At 66.2% G+C, this 15,784-nt stretch carries 8 protein-coding genes; 2 read left to right on the top strand and 6 right to left on the bottom strand.

What is annotated here, in order from left to right:
* The first annotated feature begins 38 nt into the window (after positions 1 to 38).
* Together tssI and RT614_RS07680 are read left to right on the top strand one after the other, a co-directional pair.
* Positions 39 to 8,582, top strand: coding sequence for a type VI secretion system tip protein TssI/VgrG (tssI, locus tag RT614_RS07675; RefSeq protein ID WP_313621473.1), 8,544 nt, complete (start codon positions 39 to 41; stop codon positions 8,580 to 8,582).
* A gap of 48 nt (positions 8,583 to 8,630) precedes the next feature.
* Entirely contained in the window at positions 8,631 to 9,134 is a 504-nt protein-coding gene (locus RT614_RS07680) for a hypothetical protein (RefSeq protein WP_313621475.1), read from the top strand.
* Positions 9,135 to 9,152: 18 nt separating this feature from the next.
* Here RT614_RS07680 and RT614_RS07685 read toward each other — a convergent pair whose 3' ends face one another.
* The 6 genes from RT614_RS07685 to RT614_RS07710 all read right to left on the bottom strand — a co-directional run bounded on the left by RT614_RS07685 (position 9,153) and on the right by RT614_RS07710 (position 15,784).
* Positions 9,153 to 11,108, bottom strand: a complete 1,956-nt coding sequence (locus RT614_RS07685; RefSeq protein WP_313621476.1) for a phospholipase effector Tle1 domain-containing protein — start codon at positions 11,106 to 11,108, stop codon at positions 9,153 to 9,155.
* Positions 11,109 to 11,451: 343 nt separating this feature from the next.
* The gene (locus RT614_RS07690; RefSeq protein WP_313621478.1) at positions 11,452 to 12,231 is read right to left on the bottom strand and encodes a hypothetical protein; all 780 of its coding nucleotides are present in this window, start codon (positions 12,229 to 12,231) and stop codon (positions 11,452 to 11,454) included.
* Positions 12,232 to 12,341: 110 nt separating this feature from the next.
* Positions 12,342 to 13,121 (bottom strand): hypothetical protein, encoded by a 780-nt coding sequence (locus tag RT614_RS07695; protein WP_313621480.1) that lies wholly within the window; start codon positions 13,119 to 13,121, stop codon positions 12,342 to 12,344.
* Between the two features lie 65 nt (positions 13,122 to 13,186).
* On the bottom strand, positions 13,187 to 14,020 hold the full coding sequence (locus tag RT614_RS07700; RefSeq protein WP_313621481.1) for a hypothetical protein: 834 nt from the start codon (positions 14,018 to 14,020) through the stop codon (positions 13,187 to 13,189).
* 11 nt (positions 14,021 to 14,031) lie between these two features.
* Positions 14,032 to 14,811, bottom strand: coding sequence for a hypothetical protein (locus RT614_RS07705; protein ID WP_313621483.1), 780 nt, complete (start codon positions 14,809 to 14,811; stop codon positions 14,032 to 14,034).
* A complete protein-coding gene (locus RT614_RS07710) occupies positions 14,804 to 15,784 on the bottom strand; it encodes a DUF4123 domain-containing protein (protein ID WP_313621484.1) in 981 nt (326 codons plus the stop codon). The genes RT614_RS07705 and RT614_RS07710 overlap by 8 nt, the downstream gene beginning before the upstream one ends.

Here is a 15,784-nt window from a genome sequence, read left to right on the forward strand (position 1 = left end):
GCCCCGCCGATCGAACACCGCCCAGCCCTATGAACGCCTTGCCTTCTAACGCCCCGGCCTACTCCACACTGAACATCGCCACCCTGTCGCAGCAAGCGCGCCTGCTGCGCCTGACCACCGCGCTGGACGCTGAGCTGGTGGTCGAGCACATGCGGCTGCGCGAAGGCGTTTCGCGCCTGTTCTCGCTGACGCTGGATTGCCTGGCCGCCAGCGCCGAGCTGGGCGTGGCGGCCTTGCTGGGCAAGGAGATCACCGTCAGCCTGCTGCAGGCCGACGGGTCGATGCGGCACTGGCACGCCGTGGTCGAGGGGGTGGACGCGCTGGGGGCCGACGGCGGGCTGGCCCGCTACCGCCTGCACGCCGCGCCGTGGATGGCTGCGCTGGCATTGCGCCGCGACAGCTTCGTCTATCAGGACCTGTCGGTGCAGGACATCGTCAGCGAGGTGTTTTCGGATTATCCCCAGGCTGCGTTCGCCTTCGAGCTGACCGACGCGCCAAAGCCCCGTCCCGTCTGCACGCAGTATCGGGAGTCCGATCTGGAGTTCGTGCAGCGCATCCTGGCGGAAGCCGGCCTGTGCTACCGCTTCGAACACCAGCAGGACGAGGGCCAAGGCGCAGGAGGCGGCGCGCGGCATCGCGTCGTGATCTTCGATGCCGACGCAGCGCGCCCGGAAGATCCGTCGTCGCCGCTGCGCTTTCATCGCAGCGACGCCACGGAAACCAGCGACAGCATCACGCGCTTTGCCGCCGCGCAATCCGTGCGCCCGAGCAGCGTGGCGCGCGCGGCCTGGAACGAACGCTCGTTGACCGCACATGCCGCCCAGTCCCAATCGCAGGTCCGCGTCGAGGCGCTGCCCATGCTGGAAGACTACGACTACGCGGGCCACGGCCGCTATGCGGATGACGACGCCGCCGAACAGAGCGTGGCGCGTTCGCTGCGCGCGCACGAGTCGCGGCTGGTGCGGTTCGAAGGCGCAGGCACCGCCCGCTCGCTGGCTCCCGGCCGGCTCTTCGCGTTGAGCCAGCATGACCGCTACGCGCAAGGCGGCGGCGGACAGGCCATCGACGAGCTCGCCGGCAATCGATACGTACTGGTCGACGTGATGCACGAGGCCACCAACAATCTGGGCGGCCAGGCCGCGCAGGTCCTGAACACGCCGGACATGGAGCGCGGCACCTATCGCAACCGATTCGGCGCGCAGCCCGAGGCGGCGGCGCTGACGCCGGCCTGGCGCGCCCGTCCCACCGCGCCCGAAGGACTGGTCGCCGTGGTGGTCAGCGCCAACGATGCGCCTATCACGTCCGACCGTGACCTGCGGGTGAAGGTGCAGTTTCCGTGGCAGCGTGGCGAAAAGCCGCTGACGGGCGGCCTGCCGCATCGCACCCATGGCGACGCCAGCGGCAACGCGCCGGGCGACGATCGGTCCGGCACCTGGCTGCGCGTGGCCAGCGCACAGGCGGGGCCCAACTGGGGCGCCCATCATCTGCCGCGCGGCGGCACCGAAGTCATCGTGGAATTCATCGATGGCGACATCGACCAGCCGGTGGTGGCCGGCCAGCTATACAACGACGCGGATCTTCCACCGTGGTCCGCCGGAGAGAACGGCGACGCCAATCACGCGGGCGTGCTGAGCGGCTGGCATAGCCAGGGGCTGGACGGCGCCGGCCGCAATCAGTGGGTCTTTGACGACACCAAGGGCAAGCTGCGCACCCGCCTGGCCAGCTCCACCGCGGCCACGCAACTGGGCCTGGGCCATCTGGTGGAACAGGACCTGGACGACGCCAACCGAGGCCAATGGCGAGGCACGGGTTTCGAACTGCGCTCGGACGCCTGGGCCGTGGTGCGCTCGGGCCAGGGCATGCTGATATCGGCCACGGCGCGTGAACAAGCCAAGTCGACGCAGGCCGATGCACAAGAGGCGTTGCTGCTGCTGCGCGGCGCGCAGGACGCCTCGCGCCGGCTGAACGCCAGCGCGAGCCAGCATCAGGCGCGGCCCCTGGCGGCGGCAGAAGGCTACGACGAACTGCTCAAAGCCCTGGATCCGGAGCAGGACGGGCGCTACGCGCCCCAGGTCAACGGCCAGAATGCAGGCAAGGCCATCAACGGCCAACGCACTGCCGACGCCAGCGTTGAACGCATCAACGGCCCGCACCTGCTGGTCGACGCGCCGAATTCGCTGAACCTGGCCACGCCGGCCAGCGCCGTGCTGCATGCTGGCGAACACCTGCATGCCACCGCGCAATCCGACGCGCACGTGGCCGCCACCCAGACGTACGCCGCCGTCTCGGCCCGCTCCGCAAGCATATTCGCGCAGCAAGGTCCGATCCGCGCGATCTCGGCGCAGGCGCCCGTGTCCCTGCATGCGCACACCGACATTCTGGAGGCGCTGGCTGGGCAGGACATCACCGTCACCTCGTCGGCCGAAGGCATCGAGATCCTGGGCAACCAGCGCGTCACGCTGCAAGCGGCGGGCGGCAGCGTCACGCTCGATGGCGCGGATATCGTGTTCAAGGGACCCGGCCTGTTTTCGGTCAAGGGCGCCACGCACAACTTCGTCGGACCCAGCAGCGACGCCGCCAGCCTGCCCGCCTTGCCCAGCACCACCGTTGATGATCCGCTCATCGTGAGCGCGGAGCTGGTGCACAAGGACGGCGTCTTCGCCACCGCCGCCAAGAAGGCGGGGACAAGCCTGATGGCTGGCTTTGGCGGCGCGACGGGCGCGGCGGGCGCGACGGGCGCGGCGGGCGCGGCCACGGGCCTGGGCGGGTTGGGCGATGTGGTGCCGAGCGGCTTGAGCGAGTTGGGCAAGACCGCCGCCGGCGCGGCCGGCAAACTGTCGCAACTGGCCGGCCAGGCAAACACGCTGGCCAGCATGGCGAAGAATCCGATGAGCGCCCTGTCGGCCGCCCCCGGACTGCTGGGCGGCGCCAATCCTGCGGTCGGCGGCCTGCTGAACACGGCAAAGAACACCATGGGCCTGGTGTCGCAAGCGCAGGCAATGGTCGCAAACCCCATGTCGGCGCTTCCGGCGGCCAAGGGTCTGCTGGGTTCGGTAGCGCCGGGCGCAGGCGGCTTGCTGGACGGCGCCGCTTCCGCCGCGGGCGCAGTTTCCAAGGCGGCTGAGCTCGTCAAGAACCCGATGTCCGCCCTGCCCGCCGCGACCGACATGCTGGCTTCCGTCGCGCCCGAAGGCGCGTCCAAGATGATCAGCGGCGCGGCGGAGTTGGCGGGGATGGGAGGCGGGAATCCCGGCGTGGATGCCGGTGTGGGCGCGGGATCTGGATTGGGCGCTGGCGCTGACGGCGCAAGTGGCGGCGCAAGTGGCGGCGCGACCGCCGCCGCCGGTGCCGGTGCCGCCGATAGCGTTGGGACGGGTGCAGGCGCGACGGGAGCGGCCGGCACTGTCGACAATTCTGGGGCCGCTTCAGGCACAGGCACCGCTGCCGGTGCAGCGGGCGGCGCAGACGCCCCGGCAACGGTCGCGCAAGCCTCGCCGGCATCGCCGGCATCGCCGCCAGAAGCGGCCGGGACCGGCGCTGACGGCGAGCAAGGCAATGCGGCGGCCGCAAACGCGTCGCAACCCAGCGCGGGCGCGCCAGCCACCACCAACACGACCATGACGGCGGACGCGACTGCTACGTCTACGTCGGAATCGGCGCCCGGGACGGCCGCGCCGACTGCGACTGCGACGGCTTCGGCCGGCGCCGCGTCCGCTACAACGCCTGCAACGTCCGGCAGCGCAACGCCGACGCAAGCCGCCGCGACATCGGCCGCCGGCACGCCGGCCTCGGGCGCCGTGGCCGGCAACGCCTTCAGCAGCCCCGCCACGCCCCCAACCGCAGCCCCACTCTCTTCTTCGGGAGCAACAGCCGGTATTGCCGCCAACACCACGCCGGCGGCGGCCAGCACGGCGAGTGCAGGCACTGTCGCAGGTCTGACAGCCAGCACGGCAGGCGCCGGCGCGGTCGAAGGCCTGACCGCTGGCGCAGAAGGCGCGAGCCTGTCCGCCGGCGCCGCGGACATAACCACAACGGCCGGCCTTGGCTCCGGAGCCCTGGACGCAACGGCTGGCGCAGGACTCGCCAGCGGCGCAACAGGCGCGAGTACTGCCACGGGGATCTACTCTGAAACGAGGGGCGCGTCTGCTGTCGCGGGTCTCGGCGCTGGCGCAGCCGGTGCAAGCGCTGGCGCAGGTCTCGCGCCTGGCGCAGTGTCCGCCCCAGCCGGCTCAGACCTCGCCGGCGGCGCAACAGGCGCAAACGCTGCCGCGGATATCTTCGCCGACACGACTGGCGCGTCCATCGGCGCGGGTCCCATCGCCGACGCCTCCGGTGCAAGCGCTGGCGCCGGTCTCGCTTCCAGAGCACCCGGCGCAATGGGCGGCGTGGACCAGATCGCCGCAGAAGCAGCTGTGAACGCTGAGCCTGATGTACTCGCCCATGCAACTGGCGCAAGCAGCGGCTCGAGCCTTGCCGCAGCGGCAACCGGCGCCGGCAACGCGGCGGGCTTGTCTGCCAGTGCCGCAGGCACGTATGCGGGCGCAGGTCTCGCCGCCAACATCGCTGGCGGCAGCAGCGCCGCCATGAGAGCCTTGGCGCAAGGCAGCGCGGGCGCTTTGTCGTCCGGTGCCACCGCGCCTGCCGCGCAAGCGTCGGCCCCCATCGCTTCCGTGGACGACGCGCTCCAGGCGCAGCGCGTCTCGGAGCCTAAGCCAAGCGGCGAATCGGCGGCAGCGGTCGCCATGAATTCTCATCCGGCCGCATCCGACGCCGCCATGGCTGCGACGGATTCCGTGAGCGGCACGCTGTCCGTGTCTTCTTCCCCCACGGCCCGCTCCGCCGCGCCGGAAGTCTCAGCTTCTGGCATCCAGACCTCGCCTTCCCTTGGAGGCCGCCCCGCCGATATTTCGTCGCTGGTCGCGGACCGCACAAGCACCTCTGGGTCGCCCCCTGGCATGCTGGCCACATTGGCCGGCGCGATGGCGGCGGCCGACGCCTCGCGGGCCCACGTCGGCGACGGCAGCCGCCGCGCCGATGACCCGCACAGCGTTGCGCCCGTCGCTGTTGCCTCCGTTGCAAGTCTCGCGACCGGCGACGCGACGACGCATGCCGATGCAGCGCCTGCCAATGCCGAGCACCCTCCGCAGTCCGGATCGACAGAGACCGCGCAAGCCGCGCTGGGATTGTTCGCCGCAAGCCGCTCTGGTCATTCCACCGCGACCTCCTTGCCGTCCGCCGGCACACGGGCCTCTGACAACGCCGCCGGCCCAGCGCTCCCGCCCCAAGATTCGAAGGCTGGCAACGCGCATGTCGAATCGGGCAATGACGACACCACGGCACGCCCGACCGCGCTGCCGAATGCGGCATTGATTGCGTCGCTGGCCGCGGGCGCGGGCAGCCTGCTCAGCGCCACGGCGTCGGCGGCCAGCGATGCCGCACAACGGGTTTCCGCCGCATCTTCGACGAACGGCGGCTTGCCCACGGCGTCGGACTTGCCGTCCATCGCCGCGCAATCCGGCGCGGCCGCGCCCGGGATATCCACAAGCGGCGCCTTCAGTGGCGGCTTTTCGGCACCCGCCACCGCCTCGCCACCAGGCGAGGCTGCCGCTGCGATGTCCGCATCCGGCACGTTGACGCAGAGCGCACCGTCCCTCTCGGCGTCGAGCGCCATGCCGGGCGACCCGTCTTCCGCACTGGAAATGTCTGGTGCGATGCCCGGTGCGGCGTCGGCGGCGGGACAGGACGCCGTGCTGCCAGGAAGTCCTTCAATCTTTGGATCCGACCCGGTGTCGAGCGGTGCGCCCGCGATGCCCGGGTCGGATGCGGTCTTGAACGGTGCGCCGTCGATCTCCGCGTCTGACGCCGTGATGCAGGGCGCGCCCGCGATGCCGGCATCCGACGGCGCGCTCGACACCGCCCCCTCACTGGCGGGAGTAAACGCGCAAACCCCGGGATTCGTTCCGGGTTCCGGCGCGGTAGGACTGCCGCAAGGCCCCGGCGTGCCCGGCATGCAGCCAGGGGCGGGGGTTGGCATCGCCGGGTCGGGCGCCGGAGCCGGCGCCGCGGCAGCGCCGGGCGCTGGCGCCAGTGTGGGTTCGGCCCAGGGCGCTAGCTCCGCAGGCGTGGTGGGTGTCGGCGCGAACGCAGGCTCGAATGCAGCAACAGGCACAGGCGCGGGAGCCGCTAGCTCCGGACCTGCCGGGACCGCTGCGGATGCGGGAGCAAGCCCCCGCGCCGGAGAAAGTGCAAGCGCTGGCGCAGGCTCCAATGCCACTGCTGGCGCCACTGCCGGTGCCAACACCGGCGCCAATTCCGGCGCCACCCCCACCGCCAGCGCAGACACTCGCGCCACATCCCAGGCAGATGCGAGCGCAAACGCCGGCACCAGCGCCGCGCCCACTGGCGCGTCCCCGGCCGCCGCCCCGTCCGTGGCGCCAGGCGCCTCGGCGCCCCCGTCCGTCCCGACCGCCACAGCCACTCCCACCGCCGTATCGCCCGCTGGCAGCCCTGACACCGTGCTCGGCAGCACGACCGCACGCGCAGCCGGGATGTCCGACAGCGTGCCGGCCACGAGCGCCACCGACCTTTCCGCCGCAGGCGGCGCAGCCACGGCAGCGGGCGCGACCGCCGGCGCAGCAGGCGCTACCACCGCCGCCAGCAGTTCCGGCGCATCGGGCATAGCCGCCGTGGCCGCCGGTGGCGGGCTCGCCACCTTCGCGCAGCAGGCCAGCGCCGCGTCGACGGCCATGACCGGCGCATCCACCGCCCTGTCCAGCGGCGTCAGCGCCAACGTCGGCGCGGCCATCGTGCCCGTCATGACGCAGGCGCTCAACGTCGCCGGTGACCGCGCCGCCGCTCTGGGATCCGCCGTCGACACCCTGTTCACGCTGCCCGACGTCAATCAAGGCAACATCCCTGCCGTCGCCGGCGCCATCCTCAGCATGCCGGGGCTGTCGTCTTCGTCGGTGCCTGGCGTGATCGGCGCCATCCTGCAATCGCCCACGCTGGCCACCGAGACGCTGCCCAAGGTGGCCGAGGTGCTGATGAAGATTCCCGGCGTCGCGGATTCGCCGCTGCCGCAGATCGCCCGCGACGTGCTGGACACCATCGGCCTGGGCCCCGTGGCGCGCACGCAAGGCACCAACCTGCCCGGCGACACGCCCACGACTGGAGAGCCGGGCAGCGGGGTTCCCGGCGTTTCCACCTATCGCGGCCGCCAGGACGGCGCGCGACTGCAATACGTGAACCTGGAGCGCGTGGACGAACGCTGGAACGACGGCAACGCGTTGACCACCACCGAGCGGCAAACCCGCCGCCCGCGCATCCACGTGGAATTCAATCGCCCCGGCGCGCACCGCTTCACCATCACCGTCAAGGCCGACCCCGGCAACATCGCCTACTCCAGCCGCGAACGCGGCCGTCGCCCCAGCTACCAGGAGCCCCACGCCAACCCGCGCAGCTATGTCACGAACGCAGACGGCACCCGCATCGTCGACGACATCGACCTGCCCGCCGCCGGCCGCAACGTCTACCTGTTCGAAGTGCGCGACGAACGCGGCCAGCTGATCAAGACGGAACGCGTCGAGACAGCGCGCCGCCTGTACATCCAGGAAGTCATGTGCATGAGCACGCGTCCGGCGGGCCATCTGGCTGACGTGACCCCGGTCACGGCCGAGTTCGCGCTGCACGGCATCGACATGATCCAGCTGCCGCGTCTGCAATTCCGCGGCCGCTCGGCGGTCGACGCGGCCGACAACGTCGACGCCCAGCAAGCCATCATGGACGCCGTGCGCCGCGTGTACGCCAGTTCCCCCGGCAAGCAGCGCGAGCCCTACACCCTGGTGGTTTGCCACGTCGACCGGCTGGCCGCGCCCGGCACCAGCGGCGACATGCGCCTGCCCGTGCCGGCAGGCCCTGGCGGACGCGTCATGAACGTGCCCATCGTCAACGACGACCGGACCCTTGCCAGTCTCTGGTACGAGTTCGACGACAGCGACGACTGGCTCGTCCATGCCCGCTATATTTATACCGACGCCTCCGGCGCCGAACGGTCGATTCCCATCCCGCGACACCTGATGACGCCCGTCCGCGAAAGCTCCGGCGCCGTCTTCTCGGTAACCGTCGACCTGACCCAGATTTCGTCCACGCCCTTGCGCGGCGTGCTCAACATCCAGTTCAACACCGTGGCCGCCAGCTATGCTGGCTTGGCCATCACGGGCACCAACCTGCTGTTCGTGTCCACGCTGGACCCCTACGTGCCAAACTCGCAGGCGTATCTTACGGAAACGCTGGCCCACGAAATGGGCCACTTGCTGGGCATGGTGCCCAGCGGCCCCGACTGGCCCGGCCTGCGCAACGAGGATTCCTCCGCCGACGACTCCAAGCTGGATCCGCCACAGTTCTTCTACTACAACATGGGTGGCCACTGCTACTTTGGCCTGCCCAACCAGAATGGGCAGTACAGCGATGAAATCGGGCAATGCGTGATGTACGGCATCACCTGCGCCAACATCCACTTCTGCCCCAGTTGCAGCAAGGCCGTGCGCAAAGTGGATTGTTCCGAGGGCTGGACCTCATTCTGACGCCGCCCATAGCCACTGAAGATACTTGCAGCCAAATTCGATTCCGACATGCCCATCATGACTACCGACTGGATTGAACCCGCCACCTTCGCCTCGGTGCCCGCGCACTCGCAGAAGGAACACGCCTGCATGCCGCCGCTGCAAGGCTACGACGCGCAGATGCGCATCGCCGCGCCGTCGCGCGTGAAGATCCGCGACGGCAACACGCTGACGATTCCCGTCTGCGCGCGCGGCATCCTGCCCGTCGTCGACAACCCGCAGCTGCCGCGCTTCGTGGCGGTGGATACGCGCACCGGCAAGGTTTATCGCGGCATCGCGTTCAACTACGTGCGTCCCAAGCTGCCCAATGTGTCGGTGGACCCCAGGGAGGGCGGCCCGCGCCCGCCAAAGATGGCGCTGCCCCCGGGCATGACGGTGGAAACGCGCTTCACCACCGACATGGCCGGCGTCCTGCACCTGCCCGCCAGCCCGGCCACGTACGAGGTCTATATCGAGGCCGAAGACGTGAAGTCAAACACGGTGACGATCGAAGTCGAAGCAGCACAGACGTGAGCCATTTCCGGCCGCCGCTCAGGGTCTCGCGGCCGTCAACTGCTTCATGTTCTGTTCGGCTCGCGCCGCCTGGGCCCCGACTTTTTCCGCATTACGCATGTCTTGCGCCCGCTTGTCCATCTCGGCCTTGGCGTCGGTCTTGCCGAACACATCCTTGTCGCGCACACGGAAATACATCGTGGTGCTGGCCAGCAGATGGTCGGGCCAGCTGCTCAGCATGGCGTCATGCACCAGCCAGTCGAACAAGGTCATGACCTTGGGCGGCAATTGCGTCTTGCCATCGCGGGCATCACGCCACGCAGCCAACAGACGCGTCTGCATCGCGCGTTCCGCCTTCATGTCGGCCAGGGGATCCACCCGTTTTTCGGGAGTGCCGCCGCCGCGCCTGATAATGTCGTCGCGCATGTCCTGTCGGTTGCGCATGTCCTCTTCCATACGCTCCATGCCGCGCAGGACCTGCGGGTTGTTGCGCTCCAGATCCTGGCGGCGCTGCTCCGTCGCCATGTCCTGGCGCTCGGCCTCTTCCAGGCTCTTGTACTCCGCTTCCAGACGCTCCCACAACGGCTTGAAGCGCTGCGGCGGCGCTTCGCCCCGGCTGGCGTTGGCGCGCTCGCGGCGCTCGTTGGCCAGGGCTTCCAGTTCGCGCGCACGCGCCGTGGTCTCCGGCTTGGCAAGCTCCTCTGACGACAGCGTGGACAGCCGGCGCCGCTCTTGCATGAGTTCCTGTTCGGGGGTGAAGAAATCCCGATCCTTGATCCATTCTTCAGCGGGGTCCGACATGCCTGCGCGGAATACGGGATCCTGATAGCGCACCGCCAGCCAGCGCAGGAAAATTTCCATGTGCGGCGCGAAATCGCAGCCGGGTTCGTACTTGACGAGTTCGCGGTAAGCGGCGACCAGGTCCTGGACGTAATACTTCTGGCCTTCGTCTTCGATCGGGCTGGCCAGGCTCATCATGCGATAGACGGGGGGATTCACCACCAGCAGCCTTTCCATGCTGTGGATCGCCGCGCCGTGCGAGATCGCCAGATTCATCATCTCGCGCAGCGGAACACGCGACAGCGACGTTCTGGTTCCCAGCGAGCCCATGGGTGCGACGCCGACGACGTCACCACTGGAGCCCGGGTAGAGATACTGCAACCCCCGCGTCTTCTCCAGCGAATCCATTCGCTGATTGCGGCGCAGTTCGTGCGCCGCCGCGAAGTGCACCGCCTTTTCCACCGCTGCGGGTACGGTAAGCGTTCGGTCTTTGAAGCTCTGCTTAAGCAAGTCCGTGAACGGAAGAAAACCCAGAAAGGTGTTTTCGTCCATGATCGACGCGACCGAGTCGAACAGCCCCAGAAACCGAATGCGTATCTCCGCATCCGGCGCACCATACTTGCCCAGGATGACGAGATCCTGATCATGACGGCGCTTGTACTTTTTTGCGATGTCGTTGACGAACTGCTTCGCGATCACTCCGCCACGATCCCCGCCAAAGACGGAGATCTCGATCCGCACGACTTTCTCCGTGCCGGCGTTCGACGCCTGATAGGCTTGCTCGAATTGTCGCTTGGCCGCCTCCAGACGCGTGTCGACGCCCGTTCCCATCAAGTAGGCGACGGATTCGTTGTCACGCACGACCGGAACGCCTTCCATGATTGTGGCCTTGGCTGCGTTCTTCGTCGCGGTCCAGGCGACTTTCAGCGGATTCTTCTTGAAGTCGGCCCAGAACCCACGAACCGTTGCCTTTGCCCGGTTTTTTATCCGGTCCGGATCCAGGGCATTCCAGATTCTGACGGTCTTGTCCGGTAGGCTCTTGACGTCCTTGATGACGTCCTTATACGCCTTCACCATGGGTTGATAGGAGCCATCCTTGATCGACTGCTGGGTGGCTTTCTTCAGCCGCCCGACCCCATCCACGTTGGGCACTTCATCCAGGCGCGTAATGTTCTTGGCAGCATCCTCGGCGCTGGAAACCGCCTTGTCGGCCATCTTGCCGCCAGCGATCGTCAGCGCGCTGGCGATAACGTCGGCCTTCGCGCTTTCGTTCAGATCCACGCCCAGCCCAGAGTAATAGAACGCGAACCAACGTTGCTTTTTGGGCTGGGACGTATCGTCCTGGGCGAAGTGGGCCATCCATAGCCGGCTCACGTTCGAGACGAACGTCGGATTCGCCTTGTCCAGGTCCTTATTGCGGCCGAATCCGTCGAAGAAAAATCCCATGCGCAAGGTAAGGCCGCATTCCGTGCAAGAGTCTTTGGGGTAGGCGGCTTCGTTCTGCGCCATAGCCTTCAAGACGGACGCAGGCGTGCGATCCTGTTCCGGCAGTTCGGTATCAGACATTCTTGTCTCCTGGCGGCGTGCCAGACGCCTTCAGCTGCGTCAGCTTTTCTTTCGACAGCGACGCCACAGCGCGACCAAAGGCTCCAGGCTTTCGGTTCGGGTCTTTCAAGATGGCCGCCATCTGCGCATCCTTGTCGAAATTCGAAGCCACGGTGAAATAGAGCAACATGTACGCCCGCATATCTTCCGCGTCTTCGATGCGGTATTGCATCCAGCCCTGCTTGGCGACTTTAGGAAGAACGTCGGCCAATTCGTCGACATTCTTGTATCCAACAAGTTGGTCGCGATGGTTTTGATACAGCCACCGAATGGTATCGACGATAGGGATCCTCACCTGCCCCAGCAGTTTGCGGCTAAGCGCAAGCTCCATGTGTTCGTCGGGATAGATGTGCAACTCCAGGATCAGCGATCCTTCTCCTTCGGGCACTTTTGTAGCGGGGAACTGCAGCGCCGCTTCCTTCTTGAAGATCACATCTTCGTACTTCCCGTCGAACATGTGCTTGCGCATCAACACTGCGTCGCCGCCGCTCCACGTCACGGTAAAGTCCGTTCCCTTCAACGTGTAGCAGCAGGCGACTCGCCCCTCTCCTCCGCCAGCGGGAATCGCGCCGGAACCGGCACTATTACCTGATGCGTCACGCAGCTGCACTGACTCCAGATTCCAGGGTGTGTAGTTATAGGTAATGAAGCTGACGCCCTGGTAGGTGGGTTCGCCATTGCAGCCCGCCAACAGGCCCAGCCATAGCAGTACACCGATCAAGCCCTTACGCATTCCTTGCTCCCGAATTGCCCCGCACCATTCCACCGCGTCGCCGCGACGGTTCCCTATGCACTGCGCATGCCACCGCCCCTTTTCGCCGTGGACCAGACCGAACGGCCTCGTCAAACATTCTTATCTCCGGGCGCCGTTCCCGCCGCCTTGATTTGCGCGAGCCTGTCCTCGGACAACTTGAATACCGCACGGCCAAAATCGCCAGGCTTTCTGCTCGTATCCTTCAGCAACGCAACAAGTCCCGCGTCATTGTCGAAATCCGACGCGACGACGAAATACAAATACATGTAGCCACGCATGTCCTCGGCGTTCTCGATGCGATAACGCGTCCACGCCTGCTTGGCGACCTTGCCCAGCACATTGCCGACTTCGTGGATGTTCCGGTAATCGCCCAACGCATCGCGGTGTTCTTCATACAACCAGCGCGTCGTATCGACGATCGGAATTCTTACCTGCCCGAACAGGCTTCGGCTCAACGCCAGTTCCATGTGTTCGTCGGGGTAGATATGCAGTTCCAGGATCACCGGCCCCTCGCCATCCGGAATTTCCGTAGCGGGAAAGTGCAACTTGGCTTCTTTGTTGAACACCACTTCGTCAAGCTTGCCGTCGAACAGATGCTTGCGCATTTCGTCCACGTCTCCTGCGCGCCACTTGACGGTGAAGTCGGTGCCCTTGAGCGTGTAGCAACACGTCACGCTGCCCTCGCCACCACCGGGCGGGACGGCCGAAGTGCCTGCGGCAGCGCCCGATGCATCGATGAGACGCACCGACGGCAGTTCCCAAGGCGTGTAGTTGTACGTGATGAAACTGACGCCGGAGTATGTCGGCTCACCATCGCAGCCAGCCACCAGGCCCAGCCAAATCAGGACGCCGACAAGACCTTTACGCATTCGTGCAGCCCGCGTTGCCTGGCGCGACGCAAGCTCGTTGCCGCGGCCGTTCGTTGTTCTTCATCTCAAACATTCTTATCTCCCGCAGGCGCGCCCTTTGCCTTGATGCGTGCAAGTGTGCTTTCCGGGATATCTGCGATCTTGCGGCCGAAGTCCCCGGGCTTGCGCTTCGCGTCATTCAGCATTGCAGCGATTTCAGCGTCCTTGTCGAAGTCCGACGCCACCACGAAGTACAGATACATATACGCCCGCATGTCCTCGGCATCTTCGATGCGGTACTGCATCCACGCCTGCTTCGCGACCTTCGCAAGAACGTTCTTCACCTGCGTCGCGTTCTCGTATCCGACCAGCTCAGCGCCGTATTTCCCGTACAACCAACGAGTGGTTTCGACGATCGGAATCCTGACCTGTCCCGTCAGATTGCGGCTTAAGGCAAGCTCCATATGTTCATCGGGATAGATATGCAATTCCAGAATCAGCGAGCCATCGCCATCAGGCAGCTTCGCAGCGGGAAAATGCACCGTCGCTTCCTTCTTGAACATCACCTCTTCGAACTTGTCGTCGATCAGATGCTTGCGAAGCAAATCCGGGTCGCCTCCACTCCATTTCACGGTGAACTCGGTTCCCCTGAACGTGTAGCAGCAGGAGATTCGGCCCCCTCCGCCTCCCGCCGCCAGCGTACTGGAACTGGCTGCGTTGCCCGACGCATCACTGAGTCGAACCGGCTCCAGATTCCACGGCGTGTAGTTGTACGTGACGAAACTGACGCCCGAGTATGTCGGCTCGCCATTGCAACTTGCCAAAAGCCCGAGCCAAATTAGGACGCCAATAAAGCCTTTACGCATTCCGGAAGCCCACTTTGCCTGGCACGATGCAAGCTCGCTGCCGCGCCCGTTCATTGCCCTTCGTCTCAAACATTCTTATCCCCCGCCGGCGCGCCTGACGCCTTGATTCGTGCCAGTGTGCTTTCCGGGATTCCTGCGACCCTGCGCCAGAATTCCCCGGGCTTGCGTCCCCCATCATTCAGCAACGCAGCAATCTCCGCGTCCTTGTTAAAGTCCGACGCCACCACGAAGTACAGATACATGTAAGCCCGCATATCCTCGGCCTCTTCGATGCGATAGCGAACCCACGCTTGCTTGGCGACCTTGGCGAGGACATAACGCAATTCGTGTATATCTTCGTAGCCCGCCAATTCCTTTCGGTGGTGTTCGTAGAGCCACCTGGTCGTATCCGGGATTGGAATTCTGACTTGGCCCAACAACTGCCGGCTCAATGCCAACTCCATATGCTCGTCGGGGTAAATGTGCAATTCCAAAATTACGGGTCCGTCGCCAGGAGGGGCATCCTGAGATGGCAGATGCACCGTCGTCTCTTTGGCAAAGATCACCTCGTCGAACTTCCCATCGAACATGTGTTTACGCATCAAGTCGGCATCACCACCCTTCCACTTGACCGTGAAGTCAGTGCCTTTTAGCGTGTAGCAACACGAGACACTTCCCTCACCACCTCCCGATCGAATCATGCCGCTTCCGGCGACGCCGCCGAACGCATCGGCTATTCGAACGGATGTCATATCCCAAGGCGTGTAGTTGTAGGTGACTACGCTGACGCCTTGATAAGTGGGCTCGGCATTGCAGCCGGCCAACAGGCCCAGGCAAAGCAATACACCGACCAGCGCTCTACGCATCTCGGCCATCCCGTCCAGCCCGATGCAGCGACTGAACCTCATCCCACACCGCATCCGGCACGCCTTCAAGCGCCCGCGCCAGCCCGCCCTCGGCGCCCGGCCGATAGGCCCGCAGTCCCTCGCGGATCAACGCGTGTTCATCAAAGCGCGGGGAAATCGACACGCCCCAGGCCACGTAGTCGAACGTATCCTTGTCTCCGGCCACACCGTGCGCGCGCGCACGCTCCAGCTGCGTTTCCACGCGCGGCACCAGTTCGTCCTGGCCCGGGTCGCCGGGCAACAGGCCGGGATACAGGCGGCGCAGTTGCACCGCCAGCTTGTCTGGGTAGTCCAGGTCGAACAGCATCTGATGCTGTTCGGGCGTGAACTGTTCGATACCGGCCGGACGCGCAGCGGGCAGCCTGCCGGCGCCCGGCAGTTCCGCCAGCGCGCCATCGCGCAGCGCATAGCGCAACGTGACGAACGGCGCGGCGAAACGCGCGCGCTGCTCGGGGTTCCAGACCTGCAGGGCGCGCGCCAGGATGCGGCTGTCGTACCAGTGCAGGAAGAACTCGCTGGCGTCGGGCAAGGCGTAGTCGCAGAACGGGCCGAAGTGCGCGATCAGCTTTTCCAGCGGCACGGCCGACGCGAAGCTCATCATCGCGTAGCGGCCGCCGGAGCGTTCGTGCAGCGCTTCCAGCACACGCACCAGCACGGTGTTGAAATCTCCGTAGCGCGGCCCGCGCAGCACGCCTTGCGAAGCGCCGTCCACTTCAATCAGCAGGGGCGCGACGTCGCCGTAGATGTCCAGGCCGGTCTGCGCCCACACCGAGCCGAAGCTCAGGTCTTCGGTCGTGGTCAGCCGCGCCAGCAGATCGGGATGGCCACGGAAATCCACGACCACATAGGCGCGCGCGGCTTCGCCGTAGGGGCCACGGTGATGGGGCAATTCGGCGAACGTGGACAGCAGCGCGTCCTTCCAGGAATAAGCCAT

Source organism: Achromobacter sp., from assembly GCF_032102605.1.
Classification (GTDB): domain Bacteria; phylum Pseudomonadota; class Gammaproteobacteria; order Burkholderiales; family Burkholderiaceae_B; genus Achromobacter.

What these genes read in the sequence shown, in the direction of transcription:
- RT614_RS07680 (WP_313621475.1), top strand. Translation starts at nt 8,631, where the DNA reads ATGCCCATCATGACTACCGACTGGATTGAACCCGCCACCTTCGCCTCG.
- RT614_RS07685 (WP_313621476.1), bottom strand. Translation starts at nt 11,108, where the DNA reads ATGGCCGACAAGGCGGTTTCCAGCGCCGAGGATGCTGCCAAGAACATT.
- RT614_RS07690 (WP_313621478.1), bottom strand. Translation starts at nt 12,231, where the DNA reads ATGCGTAAGGGCTTGATCGGTGTACTGCTATGGCTGGGCCTGTTGGCG.
- RT614_RS07695 (WP_313621480.1), bottom strand. Translation starts at nt 13,121, where the DNA reads ATGCGTAAAGGTCTTGTCGGCGTCCTGATTTGGCTGGGCCTGGTGGCT.
- RT614_RS07700 (WP_313621481.1), bottom strand. Translation starts at nt 14,020, where the DNA reads ATGAACGGGCGCGGCAGCGAGCTTGCATCGTGCCAGGCAAAGTGGGCT.
- RT614_RS07705 (WP_313621483.1), bottom strand. Translation starts at nt 14,811, where the DNA reads ATGCGTAGAGCGCTGGTCGGTGTATTGCTTTGCCTGGGCCTGTTGGCC.
- RT614_RS07710 (WP_313621484.1), bottom strand. Translation starts at nt 15,784, where the DNA reads ATGGCTTATTCCTGGAAGGACGCGCTGCTGTCCACGTTCGCCGAATTG.